The organism is Flammeovirga agarivorans, from assembly GCF_012641475.1.
GTDB classification, from domain to species: domain Bacteria; phylum Bacteroidota; class Bacteroidia; order Cytophagales; family Flammeovirgaceae; genus Flammeovirga; species Flammeovirga agarivorans.
This window is the reverse complement of record NZ_JABAIL010000001.1, coordinates 297,481-313,808: the sequence shown is the minus strand read 5'-3', so window position 1 is coordinate 313,808 and position 16,328 is coordinate 297,481. Positions and strand designations below refer to the sequence as shown.

General features: G+C 34.5%; 16 protein-coding genes. 8 read left to right on the top strand and 8 right to left on the bottom strand.

The genetic code is table 11. The features are described from left to right. Positions 1-12: 12 nt before the first annotated feature. The 4 genes from HGP29_RS01375 to HGP29_RS01360 all read right to left on the bottom strand — a co-directional run bounded on the left by HGP29_RS01375 (position 13) and on the right by HGP29_RS01360 (position 3,568). Positions 13-270 (bottom strand): hypothetical protein, encoded by a 258-nt coding sequence (locus HGP29_RS01375; RefSeq protein ID WP_168880515.1) that lies wholly within the window; start codon positions 268-270, stop codon positions 13-15. Between the two features lie 51 nt (positions 271-321). Further along, positions 322-1,674, bottom strand: coding sequence for an MATE family efflux transporter (locus HGP29_RS01370; protein ID WP_168880514.1), 1,353 nt, complete (start codon positions 1,672-1,674; stop codon positions 322-324). Between the two features lie 103 nt (positions 1,675-1,777). Continuing rightward, on the bottom strand, positions 1,778-2,950 hold the full coding sequence (locus HGP29_RS01365) for a MalY/PatB family protein (protein WP_168880513.1): 1,173 nt from the start codon (positions 2,948-2,950) through the stop codon (positions 1,778-1,780). A gap of 159 nt (positions 2,951-3,109) precedes the next feature. After that, positions 3,110-3,568 (bottom strand): MarR family winged helix-turn-helix transcriptional regulator, encoded by a 459-nt coding sequence (locus HGP29_RS01360; RefSeq protein WP_168880512.1) that lies wholly within the window; start codon positions 3,566-3,568, stop codon positions 3,110-3,112. Between the two features lie 180 nt (positions 3,569-3,748). Between HGP29_RS01360 and HGP29_RS01355 the strand changes: the two genes are divergently transcribed. Beyond that, entirely contained in the window at positions 3,749-4,141 is a 393-nt protein-coding gene (locus HGP29_RS01355; RefSeq protein WP_168880511.1) for a DoxX family protein, read from the top strand. 31 nt (positions 4,142-4,172) lie between these two features. Here the strand turns inward: HGP29_RS01355 and HGP29_RS01350 are convergent, their stop codons facing one another. Then, positions 4,173-5,702 (bottom strand): MFS transporter, encoded by a 1,530-nt coding sequence (locus HGP29_RS01350; protein ID WP_168880510.1) that lies wholly within the window; start codon positions 5,700-5,702, stop codon positions 4,173-4,175. Positions 5,703-5,867: 165 nt separating this feature from the next. Between HGP29_RS01350 and HGP29_RS01345 the strand changes: the two genes are divergently transcribed. The 7 genes from HGP29_RS01345 (at position 5,868) to HGP29_RS01315 (ending at position 14,795) form a co-directional block, all read left to right on the top strand. Beyond that, positions 5,868-6,875, top strand: coding sequence for an XdhC family protein (locus HGP29_RS01345; protein WP_168880509.1), 1,008 nt, complete (start codon positions 5,868-5,870; stop codon positions 6,873-6,875). Further along, positions 6,868-7,449, top strand: a complete 582-nt coding sequence (locus HGP29_RS01340) for a nucleotidyltransferase family protein (protein ID WP_168880508.1) — start codon at positions 6,868-6,870, stop codon at positions 7,447-7,449. Before HGP29_RS01345 ends, HGP29_RS01340 begins: the two co-directional genes overlap by 8 nt. 16 nt (positions 7,450-7,465) lie before the next feature. Further along, positions 7,466-7,930 (top strand): (2Fe-2S)-binding protein, encoded by a 465-nt coding sequence (locus tag HGP29_RS01335; RefSeq protein ID WP_394354069.1) that lies wholly within the window; start codon positions 7,466-7,468, stop codon positions 7,928-7,930. Between the two features lie 2 nt (positions 7,931-7,932). Further along, on the top strand, positions 7,933-10,035 hold the full coding sequence (locus HGP29_RS01330; RefSeq protein ID WP_168880506.1) for a xanthine dehydrogenase family protein molybdopterin-binding subunit: 2,103 nt from the start codon (positions 7,933-7,935) through the stop codon (positions 10,033-10,035). Positions 10,036-10,136: 101 nt separating this feature from the next. Then, positions 10,137-11,585 carry a hypothetical protein gene (locus HGP29_RS01325; protein WP_168880505.1) on the top strand — a complete coding sequence of 483 codons (1,449 nt, stop codon included), beginning with the start codon at positions 10,137-10,139 and terminating at the stop codon, positions 11,583-11,585. Positions 11,586-11,769: 184 nt separating this feature from the next. Further along, the gene (locus HGP29_RS01320; RefSeq protein WP_168880504.1) at positions 11,770-12,192 is read left to right on the top strand and encodes a hypothetical protein; all 423 of its coding nucleotides are present in this window, start codon (positions 11,770-11,772) and stop codon (positions 12,190-12,192) included. A 347-nt stretch (positions 12,193-12,539) separates the two neighbouring features. Further along, complete coding sequence (locus HGP29_RS01315; protein WP_168880503.1) at positions 12,540-14,795, top strand: TerD family protein; 2,256 nt, start codon at positions 12,540-12,542, stop codon at positions 14,793-14,795. Between the two features lie 9 nt (positions 14,796-14,804). On the opposite strand, the gene HGP29_RS01310 is transcribed toward HGP29_RS01315, so the two are convergent. The 3 genes from HGP29_RS01310 to HGP29_RS01300 form a co-directional block, all read right to left on the bottom strand. Further along, entirely contained in the window at positions 14,805-15,356 is a 552-nt protein-coding gene (locus HGP29_RS01310) for a hypothetical protein (protein ID WP_168880502.1), read from the bottom strand. A gap of 97 nt (positions 15,357-15,453) precedes the next feature. Beyond that, entirely contained in the window at positions 15,454-15,966 is a 513-nt protein-coding gene (locus HGP29_RS01305) for a hypothetical protein (protein WP_168880501.1), read from the bottom strand. A 17-nt stretch (positions 15,967-15,983) separates the two neighbouring features. Next, on the bottom strand, positions 15,984-16,316 hold the full coding sequence (locus HGP29_RS01300) for a hypothetical protein (RefSeq protein ID WP_168880500.1): 333 nt from the start codon (positions 16,314-16,316) through the stop codon (positions 15,984-15,986). Positions 16,317-16,328: the final 12 nt, after the last annotated feature.

Here is a 16,328-nt window from a genome sequence, read left to right as displayed (position 1 = left end):
TCTATTCTATCTTTACCCACAAGCACATGATGGTTGATTGGCTCTCAAAGTAGAGAAAGCCCTATTCAATTCTTTAATACTTTTCTCTGATAAATTTAACTTTGCGCCTTGTCCATTCTCTACAACTATATTTAAAAGGTCTTTAATTTCACCGTTTAAAAGTAATTCTTGATCTTCATTGGCTAAGGCTAAAGGGTCAATTAAATGTCTTGCATGTAATAATTCTCCTACGAAATTTTGACGGATATAACTTAATATTTTAGTGTCCATGATAAATAAATTTTATTGATATTATATTCACTATTGTAGTATTAATACTATCTAAAAAGACACCGTTTGTAATGATTTTTTTTCGGAAATAAATATTTTTTTCTTGATCAGGACATAAGCAATGGTGATGGCAATCGCTCTCAAAAAAGTGCTAATTGCTATAGATAGCCAAACACCGTTGATTCCAAAATCCAAAGTATAGGCAAATAAGTAAGCCATAGGAACTCGAATTACAGTAAATACCACATTAATGGCAGCAGGAATTTCTGTTTTGCCTAAACCATTTACTACTCCAGTAGTAATCATCTCAATACACATCAGAAATTGAGAAATTCCGATAATTTGTAAATAACTCACAGCAATATTCACAGCTTTCGGATCGCTTAAAAACCACTTTACAAAGAATTCAGGAAATAAGAAAAATACAGCACCCATAACTACACCAAATATACTCCCAAACTGAACTGTAGAAATATACCCTTTCTGAATACGTTCAAATTTTTGAGCACCAAAGTTTTGTCCTGTGAAAGACAACATTGCTCCAGATAAACCATTGACCAACATGAAGGTCATCGATTCTATTTGTAATCCAATTTTTTGTGCAGCAATGGCTTCAGCCCCCCAATGAGCAACAATTCTTGCCATAAAAATTCCAACCAACGTAAACATCACTCTTTGAATCGAAGGAGGAAAACCAATCTTCAATACATTGATATAGTCTTTCAGATTAAATATCCACACACATTTACAGCCATAAAACTCTACACTTGATCTTCTCCAAAAAAGAACAAACGCTATAAACCTTGAGATAAAAGTAGCAATCGCCGCTCCTTCAACACCTAAGTCAAATCCAAACATAAAAATGGGATCTAAAATAATATTTAGTCCCACCCCAATTAGGTTAATTTTCAATGGTGTCTTGGCATCTCCTCTGGCATTGCTTACGCTCGTCATTTGTTGAATCATAAATGAGAATATCATTTCAACACCTGACCAAATAAGGTAAGCTTTGGCCATTTTCTCTACAACAGGATTATTTAATTGAAAAAAGGAAATAATATTCTCATGCTGCCAGAAGATTAGAATTTGAATGATGGCAGTTAATCCGACCACTCCAATAAATGCCTGTTGAGCCAGTTCTTGGGCTTGTTTGTTATTCTGTTTTCCGATGGATAGAGATACAATAATATTACTCCCAAATAAGAAAACTGAGATAATAGCCCAACAAAAAGACAGAAAAATGGCCATTGTACCTACCGCGGCTATGGCATCGCTTCCCAGCTGACCTACCCATAAAATATCTGCGAAATTATAGGCAAACAGTAACAGAGAAGATGATACAATGGGTATCACTAAGCCAACAATACTATCTTTAACGGGGCCTGTAGTAAGATCTTTTTTCATAACTTTTCACTTCTTTATTCACCCATATAGTCTGTGGTTGAAGCAAAAAGACACATTTAATCAATGAGTATTTTGGGAGTATTCAATCAATAATTCTTAATAATTAAGATAAAGACTTCTCCATTTCGATTAATCTTGAGATGGCATCTTGTACCTTTTCTCTGCTAGTAGCAATATTCATACGCATAAATAATGCACCTTCTCTACCAAACCATTTTCCAGCATTCAAAGCCAATTGAGTCTGATTCGTCACTGTTGTAAACATTGTATTGGGATGATCAAATAATTTGCTAAAATCTAACCATAGTAGATATGTTCCCTCTAAAGGTGTGACTTTAATTTTTGATTGATTACTTACTAAAGTTTCTTTTACCAATAAGTAATTCTCTTCAATCGCTGACTTTAACGAGGCTAACCAATTTTTGGAGTTTCTATACGCCGCTTCAACAGCCACTTGAGACAATGCATTAGGTCGACCGAAATGAAGTATATCAAACTGTTTTTGGATGGTAAACCTGATTTCCTCATTTGGAATAATAGCCATGGAATCTGAAATCCCTCCAAAGTTGAATGTTTTTCCTTCAGAAGTCACAATCACAATTTTATCGTAATCCTCTTTGTATTTTAATAATGAGGTAAAATGATGATCAAACAATATGATGTCCTTATGTATCTCATCTGAAATGATCAGTACATTATTTCTTTTACAAATGTCTATTACCTTTTTAATTTCACCTTCAGTCCATACTCTCCCTACAGGGTTATGAGGATTAGTAAAGATGAGCACTTTGTTATTGGGATCGCTTGCTTTCTCTTCCAGGTCTTCAAAATTGATCAGATATTGCCCTTCTTGATATAATAAAGGATTACTCACTGCATTTCGCTTCTGCTTCTTTAGAATTTGCTTGAATTCAAAAAATACAGGTGTCTGAATAATCACTCCATCTCCTTCTTTGGTCAGTTGATCTATAATCACCGAAATACTTGTAGGAATAGATGGACTATATAAAACCTCTTCTTGATTAAGATCTATATGATATTGCTTTTGGTAATATGCTTTTTGAGCTTCTTTAAATGAAGAGGATAAGATCTCATAACCAAATCCAGCATTTTGAATACGCTCTGTTAATGCTCGTTGGATCGACGGATCTGCTTGAAAATCCATATCCGCAACCCACATGGTGGTAAGGTCATCTCTGCCATATAAAGATTTTTGTAATGTTTTGTCTGTTTTGATTAATGGCAATTCCGAAAGTTTTTGATCTAAATTCATCATCTTATCTATTTTGAAGTCAAACTCTTTTTATTAGATGTATCAAAACTTTAGAAAAAGACACATCTGAATATCTAAAAAATTGATATGCTATAGTTAACTTAAAATAGCGTATCGAATACGTTCAAAATAGTAGAAAAGAATTACATGAATTGGCTTTGATTATTCTGAGTTTCTCAGTTTATCAATAATATGGCTACAAATTTTTGCTTCCTCTTCAGTGATATTATCAAAGTTCGATTTGTCTAAATGACTTTCTTCTTTATCAATTTCGGCCAATAGGTCCAATCCTGCAGGAGTAATTGATAAATACACCACCCTACGGTCATGGTCTGCTCTTTTTCTATCTACCAAACCTTTGTCTAGTAATTTATCGGAAAGGCGCGTTGCATTTGGGGCTTTTTCAATCATCAACTCTTTGATATCGTTCATTGTTACCCATTTCTCTTTTGCACCTCTTAATATTCTAAGAATATTGAATTGTTGAGGAGACAATGCATACGGTTTTAAAAAATCTACAAAACTATTTTGTAACCAATTGCTCGTATACATCATATTGGCTATAAAACGGTGTCTATCGTCTTTAAATTTTGTTTTTATTATTTCGTCGATGGTTTTCATATGCTCTTATTTCTATGCGAAAGTAAGTAATTCTTTCATTTAGGATCAAAAATAATAAAATTTTCCATATAATTATTTTCCATGTAAAATATTTTACATACATTTGAGTCATCAAAACAGAAAAACATTTTTTTATCAATATATTTTCCATGGAAAATATGCCCCAGTAAATTAAATATTATGAATAAGAAACTACTCTTTCGCATCATCACTGGACTTTTCACTGCACTAATGCTTATGAGTGCGTCAATGTACATTTTCCAGTACGATGAAGTAGCAGCACCTGCTTTTGTAAAACTAGGTTTTCCTACATTTATCATCTATCCATTAGCTGTAGCAAAGGTTTTAGGCTTAGTAGCTATTTGGGCAAATTTATCTAAGAAACTTACAGAATGGGCCTATGCAGGATTTACATTCAATACTTTGCTAGCCATTGGAGCTCATATTAATATTCATGATAATGAATACTATGCAGCATTAGTTGGATTCCTATTAATCACTTCTTCATATTACTTATATACACAATTAGAAGAAGCTAAAAATGACAATTCAGTCCCAGTAGTTCAATCATAAAAAGAGGGGTGTTTTTACACCACTCTTCCTCTTACTTTATTTTGCTATAAACCACCAAAGTTGCTACTGTCGATAAAACTGTAATTACGGAAGCAATTATCATCACCTCATCAAATGAATATAAAAATGCACGTTGATAAATATCTTGTATTTGAAGCTGTAACGATTGCTGTAAAAATTCTGGTGCTTTGGCTGCTGTAAAATTAGACGCCTCACTAAGCACCCTATCTTTTAGTCCTTGATGAAGATCTGAATCTTTTAGTTGATCACTTACTTTCGATTTAAAGGCAATTAGCCCCCAAGATCCCATAAAAGCTACTGCCAAAACATTGGCTGCTCTAGCAATTGTATTATTAATTCCAGACGCCACACCAACATGTTTCTCATCGACAGCCCCCATAACTGCAGTAGTAAGTGGAGCTGTAATAATTCCCATTCCGATACCTACCAGCAAAAAAGGAACAAAATAAGTTGAAAAATAAGCGGAAGGCCCTGCTGTTTTTCCTGCTAATACAAACGCAGCAAACCCCAATGCTGTAATGATAGGAGCAATTAGTAATGAATTTCTAAAACCATATCTATCTACAATTTTCCCCATTGATGGCGAGATAATCGCAATACATAATATTACAGGAAGTAGAGAAAGCCCTGCCTCAATACCCGAATATCCTTGAATTTGAATCAGATTAAGAGGAACGAAAAACAAGGCTCCTCCCATAGCGGCATAGATCAGAAAAGTAATAATATTGGTCACTGAAAACACCGTTGACGAAAATAACGACAATGGCATCATCGGATGGGTACTGTGTTTCTCTAAAAAAATAAAGCCAATCATAGCAATTACTCCAAGTGTTACCGATGTAAGAACCATTGGATCAAAAATGCCATAATTTGAGGACTCTGTAAACCCATAAGTAATTCCCGCTAATCCTAAGGTCACTAAAATGGCCCCATAAATATCCAATTTCTCTGCATGAGAATTCCTACTCTCAGGAATCCTTGAGTTCATTACTAATAGGATAAATACAGCAAAAGGAGTGTTCAAGAAAAAGATCGCTCGCCACCACCCTATTTCAGCTAACCAACCACCTAAGATTGGTCCTAAGATACTAGTTAGTGCACTAAACATCGACCATAGACCAAATGCTCTACCTCGGTTGTCTTCATCAAACTGTGCGCTTAAAATCGATAAACTTCCTGGTGTCAATAATGCTCCTCCTATTCCTTGCACTGCTCTAGACAGTAATAAATGCATTGGGTTTACGGCAAAACCACAAGACAAAGAAGCTAAAGCAAAGATGACCAACCCTATCTGAAATATCTTATTTCGTCCATATAAATCTCCTAAAGCCCCTCCGACCATTAACAGTGAAGACAAGAAAAGCATATACCCATTAATCACCCAAAGTAATTGAGTACCAGTCATTCCTAAGTCTTTCTGGATCGCTGGCAGGGCAACATTCAAAGCAGTAGCATCAATAAAAGCCAAACTAGAAGCAATGATAGTCACTATAAGTGTCCACTTTTGAGTTTTTGAGTAGGAGTTATTCTGAGCATTCATAACTGAAATTAACTAAAAATGAGTCAAATTTATCGACTTGTCGAACTAATTATCATTCTAAATTCCAACTCTGTAGTATTATTTCTACTTTTGATACAACAACAGCAGCGGAATGTCAATCATTTCATTAAATACATTCGACCTCACCCAACTTACCATATTTAAATGTTACATGAACTAAAGGACATCGTCTACACTTCATATCAAGCACAGCTTCAGCAAATCAAATGTGTATTGGTTTCTGTCGTTGCACTCAATGGCTCTTCATATCGTAAGCCTGGTGTACGTATGCTTTTGCTTGAAAACGGAAAAATGATTGGTGCTGTTAGTGGTGGATGTGTGGAGAACGAGATTAAAAAGCAAGCGAAAACTGTCTTTGAAACATCACAAGCGAAAATGATGGAATACGACGGTCGTTTTCGTTTAGGCTGCGAAGGAGTACTTCAAATATTAATTGAACCCTTCTATGTGGATAAAAAGAGTTTGATGGATTTTAACCTGATACTTCAAAAACGTCTCTCACTCCATACGGTAAGTTATTACTCCAATGAAAATCATCTAGAAGGAAAAAGTTACACTCAGTTTTCAACTGATCTTGGAGCTACATTCTCTCCTACTTTTGTGATTAATCCAGAAGACTATCAACAGTTTTCTCAGACATTATCGCCGGAATTTCAACTCTATATTTTTGGTACCGAACATGATAGTAAAACACTCTGTCAATATGCTTCGATTACAGGTTGGAATGTAACCATTATTGATAGTGTTCATGGTCAACATGATGTTAGTGATTTTCCTGGTGCACAAGAGTTGATTCGATTAAATGAAGATGAAATCGAAAAGTTATCCACAGATCAACAAACCGCCATTGTGATTATGACACACAGTTTTGTGAAAGATTTGAAGTATTTACTCAAGTTATCCACAAAACCCTTCGCATATCTTGGTGTTTTAGGTGCAAAAAGGAGAAAAGAAAAATTAATCAACCAACTTTTTGAGTACTTACCAACAATTGATGTTGAATTTGTTGATAAGATTCATAGTCCATGCGGATTAGATATTGGTGCTATTACACCTCAAGAAATCAGTATTTCTATTATGGCAGAAATTCTTGCCGTTTGTAGAAATAAACAACCAATGTCTATCTCTACTAAAATACCTGCCCATGTGTAAAGCTACACTCATATTAGCAGCCGGAGGTAGTAAACGATTACAACGCCCAAAACAATTATTACTATGGAATGACTATACATTATTGGAGCATTGTATCAACAAAGTCATTAAAACAACCACCCATACATTTGTAGTAACAGGTGCATACCAAGATCAGGTTCATGTTGTGATTGATTCATCAGCCGCTCAACCTCTACATCACAAAAATTGGCAAAACGGATTAGGTTCCAGTATTTCTTTTGGGATCAACCAAATCATCCAAAAGCTACCTGAAGTACAAAAAATAATGGTTGTTTTAGCAGATATGCCTTTGGTTTCTAAATCACACCTTGAAGCATTATGGAAGGTCAGTAATCAGGCAAATATTATCATCAGTCAATTTCAAGATATAAAAGGAGTACCTGCTATTTTTGATCGGTCGGTATTTCCTCAGTTATTACAATTGACTGGAGATGAAGGAGCAAAAAATATCATAAGAGAAAATAAAGATAGTATTCATATTGTAGCATCAGAACAACTTTTCTTTGATGTGGATACTGAAGAGAATTATACGGAATTATTAAATATACGATAAAGCAGTTTGCTTAAGAATTATGGAAGTTACTCTGAACATTAACAAGAAAAACTACAAATTAGATGTTGATGATGGCACTCCATTATTATGGGTGCTTCGAGACGAACTCGGATTAGTAGGAACAAAATTTGGTTGTGGCATCGGTCAATGTGGAGCTTGTACAGTTCATATTGACGGAGTAGCACAACGTAGCTGTCAGACGATGGTTATTATGGCCGAAGACAAAGAAATTACCACAATTGAAGGTTTATCTGAAAATGGTGATCATCCTGTTCAAGAAGCATGGGAAGAAATAGATGTACCGCAATGTGGGTATTGTCAAGGAGGTCAGATGATGACAGCTTCTGCATTACTAAAGAAGAATCCTAACCCTTCCTCTGAAGAAATTAGAATGGCCATGAATGGTAACATTTGCCGTTGTGCTTCTTATAATCGAATTGAAAAAGCAGTTGCTACTGCAGCCCAAAAAATGTCTAAATAATCATGAGTAAATCTATTAACAGAAGAAACTTCCTAAAACTCTCTCTTCTGGCAAGTGGAGGGTTACTAATTGGCGTTGGCTGCACTAGTGAGGCAGAATCGAAAATGCCAACTTCTATCGAAGACCTGGATTTCCAACACTTCAATGCTTTTATCGAAATGGCCAATACGGGCCATGTGATTATCTACTCTCCCAACCCTGAAATCGGTCAAGGTGTAAAAACTGCAATGCCTATGATTGTAGCTGAAGAGTTGGATGTTGCTTGGGAGAATGTAACCGTAAAACAAGCTCCATTAAGTAAAGATTTTAACCGTCAGGTAGCTGGTGGTAGTCAATCAATACGACAAACTTTTCCTACTTTAAGAAATGCAGGAGCTAGTGTTAAAATGATGTTATTAACTGCTGCTGCTCAGCAGTGGAAAGTGGACGTTTCAACATGCAAAGCAGAACAAGGTGTGATCACAAACGCCAATGGTGATAAATTTAAGTATGGTGAAGTACTAGAAGCAGCAGTGAAGCTTCCTGTACCTGAAAATGCACCACTAAAGGATGCCAAAGATTTTAAACTTATTGGTACAGCTGTTAAAAATGTAGATATCAAACCTATCCTGAAAGGGCAGCCATTATATGGCGTAGACTATAGAGAGGAAGGAATGAAATACGCCGCAATTGCTAGACCTCCTTTTGGAGCTACACTAAAATCTTTTGATGATACAGAAGCCAAGAAGGTACAAGGAGTAGAACAAATTTTTTCTTTTGACAACAAAATTGCTGTCGTTGGAAAAAATACCTGGGCCGTTTTCCAAGGTAAATCCAAACTTGATATCAAATGGGATAACCTCCAATCTTCTCAAGACACAGATGTTTTTGATAAAAAGATGGATGCAATTCTCAAAAAATCTAAGCTAGATGTACGTTCTAAAACGGGGAATTATGCATCGGCAAGGGCGAAAGCCGACCAACTACTTGAAAGAACTTATGAAGCTCCTTTCTTGCCACACAATACAATGGAACCGATGAATTTCTTTGCTGATGTTACAGGAGAGAAAATTCGTTTAGTTGGACCTACACAAGTTCCTGAAAGCTCTGCAAAAACAGTAGCAAAGATGTTCAACAAAGAAGTAGAAGACGTTAGTGTGGACATGACTCGTATGGGCGGTGGCTTTGGTAGGCGTTTAAGTACTGACTTTGTTGAGGATACTGCCATGGTTTCTTCTTTAGCCAAGGCTCCTATAAAGTTAATGTACCAACGAGAAGATGATATGAGTGTTGGTCAATATAGACCAAAAGTAAAATATAAAGTTGAGGCAGCGATTAAAAATGGTAAAGTTACAGGCTACCATATTAAAGAAGCGATTGTCAACAATAGAGGAATGTCATGGGTATTACCAAAGTACTTCCCATTTGGTGCAATAGAGAACTATAAAGCAGAATCTGAAAGTGTTGATGCTGATGTAACTACTCTATGGTGGAGAGCTCCTATCACAAACTTCTTAGGATTTGCTACAGAGTGTTTTATGGATGACTTAGCTCTTACTCTAAAGAAAGATCCTATAGACCTTCGTATGGAATTACTGGAACAGGCAAAAGGAAAAGATAAGATTCCTTACGATCCTGAGAGAATGCAGAATACAATCCAACTCGTAAAAGAAAAGTCAAACTGGGGAAAACCAAAACCTGGTATTTCTCAAGGTTTTTCATGCTACTTTAGTCATAATAGTTATGTGGCAGAAGTATGTGAGATCGAAATTAAAGGCGACAAACCTGTGGCTAAGAAGGTATATGCAGCAGTAGATTGTGGTATTGTAATCAATACATCAGGGGCGAAAAACCAAATCGAAGGTGCCATTATAGATGGAATCGGCCACGCGATGTATGGTGATATGGCAATAAAAAATGGTGTTGCTCAATCACAAAACTTCGATACCTATAAATTGATTAGAATGATGGATACTCCAATAGTGGAGACTTTCTTCGTAGATAGTAATGAAGCACCAACAGGTTTAGGTGAACCAGGTATGCCTCCTTCTAGTCCTGCATTTGCTAATGCCGTTAAGAAGGCTACTGGCAAAAGATGGTTAAAACAACCTTTTTTTGACAGTTAACAGTCTGAATAACCTATGAAAAATAAGTATGTAATATAGAATACGGTTCTTCCCTTAAATATTCTATATTACATACTTTATTATTCTATGGAAAAACTATCATGAAGACTACAACAATTTTATTCTTACTACTTATATTTTTTAATACTGCCTACGGGCAATTCTCAAACAGTAAACTATTTGACATGGAGGCCATTCTAGATCCCTCCACATTAGATACCCGTATTATAGAAGACTGGCATTTAGTAGAAGGAAAAATTCCTACCCAACAAAAATTGATAGAAATACATGTCGGTGAATTTTATAAAGGAGAAGTCTTTAGAGTTCCTGTACGATTTATTGTACCTGCCAATGGGAAAGCCAAAGGTTTTCATTTAACTGGTGGACACCGTTTACCCGAAATACATAAAGATGCACTCATTAAGCGTCCTACAGATATTGAACTAATCAAAAATAACGTAGGTATTGTCCATACTGTATTACAAAAATTATCTACTTGGAATAACAAACCATTAGAACAACGTATAGATCAACACTATTTTACTACACTTGATCCCAAGAGTACTGTACAATACTTCGGGTGGCCCGCTCAACTTATGAGAGCCATTACTGCAGCTTATAATGAAACAGAATATTTTGAACAGGGAAAAGTGTTGATATCTGGTGGTTCTAAAAATGGAGCCTCCCCTTCTATTGCGGTTATTCATGACAAACGTATCACTGCTGTTCATGCAGGAGTTTCTCCATATGCTACCTCCGGTATTCGAATGAGAGATAAAACTTTATTTGAAAAGGCTGAAAAAGAAAACGAACAATATTTAGAGAAACATCAAATCAAGAAGTCGAATCGGTTTTTAGGTGGTTTTTATGGTCCTTCATTTATTGAGAAATCTCTTGCGGCAGGGCATACTTGGAAAGAGTTAGAACAACTTGCACAACAATACTACAAAGAGGTATTTATTGCAGAAAATATGGATCAATTAAATCAGAGAAAAGTTGAACTTTTGTTTCACCCTGGAACTCATGATTTTGTTTGCTATGATATTCCTCTCGTAGATAAGGATTGCCAAAATATCCCAGTTTATTTACAAAGAAATTCAGGACATGGTCATAAAATTCCCTTTGATCATCAACCAGATAACAACCAACAAAATTTAAATGCATTTATCTTGAAACATTTCTTAGGTAGTCAAGAAAGTTTTTTATCTCGCCCTTCTGTCTCTACCTATCAACAGGAGAAATATTTAGAAATATCCTTTACAATAGCTCCAGGAGAAGTAGCGAAGTCAGTTCAAATATTTTGGATGTTCAACAGACCATTTTCTTCCACAACGGGATACATTAAAGAGTTATTTCCATTGGAAAATGCTCAAATGTTATCACAACAATCAGACGGAACTTGGTCAACTAAGATTAAGCTTCCCCAAAAAGGGACAACAGTAGACTTCTATGCCAACTTTGAAAAAGAATTAAATATCGAAGGACAAAAATATAGTACCTATATCTCAAGTCCTTACCAAGTCATAAACATCAACAAAAAAGTGAAATAACTTTTAATACCTCTCCTAAAGATTTTATTGGCCATACCTTACTAGGTGTGGCTTTTTTATCTATAAAAATTCATAAATAGTTCGGGGAATTATCATTCGTTTACTTAATCAATATTAATAGAAATAGCTATATATAACTGATTGTCGTTGAATAAATTAAATCAAACTACAAAAAACATAAGCCATGAAAAATTTCATTGTCACATCAGTATTATTCTTCGCTACATTATTTTCAATTCAAGCCCAATCTATCGAAACAGAAGTTGGCAAATTACAATATGTAAAAGAAAGAAGAGCATTTTTATCTGAATCAGTCGTTCAAGATATTAATAAAGATAATACTACAGATGTGATCTACTCTTATTCATATAACGCAAAAAGAGGTGTGATGACGATTAATGTTATTAGTAAACCTGAATTTGCAAATTATGCAGAAGTTGCAGCATCTGAGGCATACATTCCATTATTAAATGAGTATGGTGTAGAGCTAAAAGATTGTACTAGAGAAGCATACGAATATGATGCTAAATATGAAGTAACAATCACAATGCCTATCGATAAAGAAAAAATGGATATTAATCCCGATGATATCTATATCGCGAAATAATATCCTCAAAAATATAATTTATAGTAGAATGTTTAAGGGTTTCAACAGTTTGTTGAAGCCTTTTTTTATTGCTGTTAAAAGAATATTAAAAAGTCGTATTTTATTTATTTTAAAATAAAACATCGTTACCTTTATTCATCAATAACAGGCCAAGTGTTGGTTACTACATAATAATTGTAATATCGGACCAATATCAATTGCCTTACAAGAGATAGAGCGAGAGTCTAAGCGCATCGTGAAATAATTTCTATTTTTCGATTTCCCGCTTTCCTAGAAAGTGGTTGAAGATGGGTTCGAATCCCACCTATCTCTTTTTATTCTTACCCTTACCTAATATCTACCAATTAATGAATAGAGATTTACAGAAAGTTGCCATTCGTAATAATGCTATTGTACTATCTAATTCTATACTTACATCTTCCAATTCCCCTTCCATTAATACCAATACCTTATTTTTATTAAAAACACTTCAAAACATTGGTTATACCTTTTCCAAAGAACTTTTTGATGCTTTAAACGACATACCTGCAAAAGAATTGGGTAAAATCTATAGTGTATTTAAAAAGATACATCGATTGCAAGCGAATTGGACTCCATTGATTCGACAATGGGATATCCCTGAGGAAATTAAAGATAGAAATAAGCAATTAATTTTAGTCTGGCTTTCTAACCTGTTAGGTGAGAAAAAAGGTACTCAATTTGCGTGTGGCCATAGGATACCTGATGGTACTTTTAAGCTAGAAAAATACAATGGCTGTCCTGTATGTGGCACTCCTTTTCAGTTTGAAAAGTTAGTACTTGAACAGTCTGATGCGATAGGTTTTAGAAGACTTGAATTGTGGGCTGAAGGTGATTTAGAAAAGCACTTTTTAAGTCTTTTACAATCCAAAAACCCTTTGGATGCGACACAAATAGAAAGTCTGAAGACATTATTAATTCATTTTGGGTTACCGAAAAAACTAAAGTTTATCACAAAAGAAAATAAAGCTTTAGTCATCGATTATTTAATCATGAAAAAAGAACATGATAAACTAAAAGCATTACTACAATCGCCAAATGATATTCTCAGGTATTTATGGTATAAAAAAACAGGCTATTTACAGATCATCAAACCCAAAACGATTATTGTAAGAAATTTTGAGAATGCTCAAGTATGGCATATTCGGACAACTATCAATGAGAAGTTGGTTCAGGTTCAGAAAGACAAAATAAAATTACATTTTTCTAGAGGTGAATGTAGAAAATACGCCCAATGGATCAATGAATTACCAATGAGTATCGAGAAGCAATGTGAAGAAATGCATCCCAACAGAAATATGTGGGTCAGAGTGATTAGAGCATTGCGGCTAACAGAATGGAGCAATCATAGAGATTTTGGTCAGTTATCTCAATTATTAGATACATTTTATAACAGTAACTATGATGTGTGGAGAGGTAAATTGAACCATTTCATAAAGTACAAAAAAAGAGCAGAAGCTTTTGAGCTATTAAAAGCAAACCCAGGCTATTTTTCAAGATCCTTATTTGCTCTAATTTTTCGATTTGGAGTAGATGATACACTCAAACATTTTGAGGAGGTTACTTCTAAAATTCCTATGCGCTTAATCATGACCTTAAGTATGTATGCTGAATACTATTTCAGTCCTACTGGGGATCGATTAGTGAAACCATTAGGAGGAAAGCATATACATATCATGAAGAATAAAAATATTCATCAACTAACAAAAGTAGAAAGAGAGGAGATCATTCAGAAAATAAAAGCATTTACCTTACAGCTCATCAAAAAACATTTATCACAACAAAAAGTAGGAGAAGCGAAATCCATTTACATTGACCCGCAGTTGTATAATGTACCTATTTCTATTGGAGATAGAAGTCAAACAATTCAGGATAACAACTATATGCCTTCAGGAGTTAAGCTACCTCTGAAAGGAGATACCATTCGTTTATTTATGCAATGGGGCGAAGGGCTACCTGCTCAGCATTTGGATATGGATTTAAGTTGTGTGGTAGTCTACCCTAATAAGCAAGAATACTGCAACTATGGAAACATGGTGATTGATGGGTGTAAACATAGCGGTGATATAATTTATATTCCAGATCAAATTGGAACGGCAGAATATATAGAAATAGATATTCCAACTCTTCAGCAATTAAAAGCGAAATACGTTTATTTTACTTGTAACAGTTATTCCTCTGGTAATCTATCTCTCAACTTAATGGTAGGTTGGATGGATGCCAAACACCCAATGAAAGTAACTAAAAGTGGAGTGGCCTATCACCCTGCACATGTACAACAACAAGTAAAGATCAATGATAACAATCTTACAAAAGGATTGCTCTTTGGTGTATTGGATATCGAAAAGAAAGAAGTTTTATGGCTGGAGTTAGAATTCGGTGGACAAGTGGTACATAATATGTCTCTATATGCTGTAAAAGCTTTAATCAAAAGACTAGAATCCAAAATAAAAATAGGAGAACTCCTAGAGTTAAAAGCCGAAGTACATCAACAAGAAATTGCTAATGAAAAAGAAAATGCTGACCAGGTATATGATCAGCACTGGGCTTTAAATCTTGCTGAAGTGAATCAACTTTGGAATTAGTATTTCTTTCTATCTCTTAAGGAGGAGTTCTACTTTCAAATCATGAGTCTTTGATTGTAAATCAATAGGAGACACATAAGGAAATACCCAATTGAGAGATAACAGTATTATCATTAAAATTATATCCTTTAATACAGAACCCACAAATAAATTTAGGGTAAAAAACTCTTTAAAAAAGAGAAGAGGAATTAGGTATAAAAAAGGGTAAATCCACCAAAATTTATAGATATAATAAAGTACTTTCCTTGTCCGTGATTCGTAATAAGGGTCTAAATCGTAGAAAACTCCACTCCCCTCAATTGTCACTTTCTTAAGTACATCTTTCCACTGCTGATCAGCCGAAAATGTCAATTCAGATTCTTCGTTTTGTATCCGTTGAATCACCGGTACTGAAGTAGAAAATATTCTAGCAAGTTGTTCTACATCACCATCATTACAATCTAATAATTGCTCTACTATTTCATGCCCTTTTAAAAGTTCAACTTCAGAATTAATTTTTTGAATGTCTGAGATGTTGAGGCAGGAGGTGAGGAGTAGTGGGAGGAGGGTAAGGAGTTTCATTGTTGATCTTATTGCCTTATTTTGTTCAAGTTCAGAGATTTTTGCATTTTAATAAGCCGATCTAAATTAGATTAGACCGGCTGAAATAATTTTTAATTTAAAAGACTCTTTCCACTCTTGATTTAAGATAATATGCACTTAGGAAAATGGCTAAAGATTCGGTGTCTCCATTTTTAATTTTCTTTTCAAGACTACGTTTATCTTTTTCTGTATCAGCGAAATGTTTCACTAATACATTTCCATGCCCCCTTTTGATTAGTTCTTTAATTAAAATCTGTGTTCTACCTTTTTTAGTTAAAAACTTTAATGCTTCAGTAAGCTTTCCTTGATCAAATAAATCAATCAAGTATGCCAAGTCCTTTTCATTTTGCTCTTCTACTTTTTTAAATATTTTATTGATCCTAAAAATATCCCGAACCCATAATCCGAGAGGTAATAGTAAGAATGGACTATCTCCACCATTTGATGGCATGGATGCTAATGTTAAGCCCCAAGCGAAAAGCTGAACAAAAGTAGGTCCTAACCGCATCAAATATAAATTATGCATTCCTAGTACTCCTGTTATTGGGAAATACAACAATAGTTTAGTGAGAAATTTACTCTTATTCATCTTCTTTTTTTATTTTATTAGAACCAAGATTCATCTTTTTTTCTTTGTTCTTCTATCTGTTTTATACCATTTTGCCAGTTAAGAGAAGTCATCAAGTAAATACCGCTAACTAATAAAAATGGTATGATGGCATAAACAGGAATCTCATATTTGTCATAGAATAGAACTCCTACTATTAAAAGAGGTAATATAGCAGCATAATATTTATTGATGGAATCACTACTTTGTTTAGTAGGTAATTCATTGTTCAATAACATTTCATTTCTCTCTCTCACAGTATTTTTTATTTTCCAAACTGAAATGAAAGGCAAACAAAAAATGGATATTATTATTTTAATAAGTGTTTTCATTGTCGTGTATAT

Bases quoted from the DNA above. Each gene is read 5' to 3' on its own strand.
- HGP29_RS01375 (WP_168880515.1), bottom strand. From the start codon at position 270: ATGGACACTAAAATATTAAGTTATATCCGTCAAAATTTCGTAGGAGAA.
- HGP29_RS01370 (WP_168880514.1), bottom strand. From the start codon at position 1,674: ATGAAAAAAGATCTTACTACAGGCCCCGTTAAAGATAGTATTGTTGGC.
- HGP29_RS01365 (WP_168880513.1), bottom strand. From the start codon at position 2,950: ATGATGAATTTAGATCAAAAACTTTCGGAATTGCCATTAATCAAAACA.
- HGP29_RS01360 (WP_168880512.1), bottom strand. From the start codon at position 3,568: ATGAAAACCATCGACGAAATAATAAAAACAAAATTTAAAGACGATAGA.
- HGP29_RS01355 (WP_168880511.1), top strand. From the start codon at position 3,749: ATGAATAAGAAACTACTCTTTCGCATCATCACTGGACTTTTCACTGCA.
- HGP29_RS01350 (WP_168880510.1), bottom strand. From the start codon at position 5,702: ATGAATGCTCAGAATAACTCCTACTCAAAAACTCAAAAGTGGACACTT.
- HGP29_RS01345 (WP_168880509.1), top strand. From the start codon at position 5,868: ATGTTACATGAACTAAAGGACATCGTCTACACTTCATATCAAGCACAG.
- HGP29_RS01340 (WP_168880508.1), top strand. From the start codon at position 6,868: ATGTGTAAAGCTACACTCATATTAGCAGCCGGAGGTAGTAAACGATTA.
- HGP29_RS01330 (WP_168880506.1), top strand. From the start codon at position 7,933: ATGAGTAAATCTATTAACAGAAGAAACTTCCTAAAACTCTCTCTTCTG.
- HGP29_RS01325 (WP_168880505.1), top strand. From the start codon at position 10,137: ATGAAGACTACAACAATTTTATTCTTACTACTTATATTTTTTAATACT.
- HGP29_RS01320 (WP_168880504.1), top strand. From the start codon at position 11,770: ATGAAAAATTTCATTGTCACATCAGTATTATTCTTCGCTACATTATTT.
- HGP29_RS01315 (WP_168880503.1), top strand. From the start codon at position 12,540: ATGAATAGAGATTTACAGAAAGTTGCCATTCGTAATAATGCTATTGTA.
- HGP29_RS01310 (WP_168880502.1), bottom strand. From the start codon at position 15,356: ATGAAACTCCTTACCCTCCTCCCACTACTCCTCACCTCCTGCCTCAAC.
- HGP29_RS01305 (WP_168880501.1), bottom strand. From the start codon at position 15,966: ATGAATAAGAGTAAATTTCTCACTAAACTATTGTTGTATTTCCCAATA.
- HGP29_RS01300 (WP_168880500.1), bottom strand. From the start codon at position 16,316: ATGAAAACACTTATTAAAATAATAATATCCATTTTTTGTTTGCCTTTC.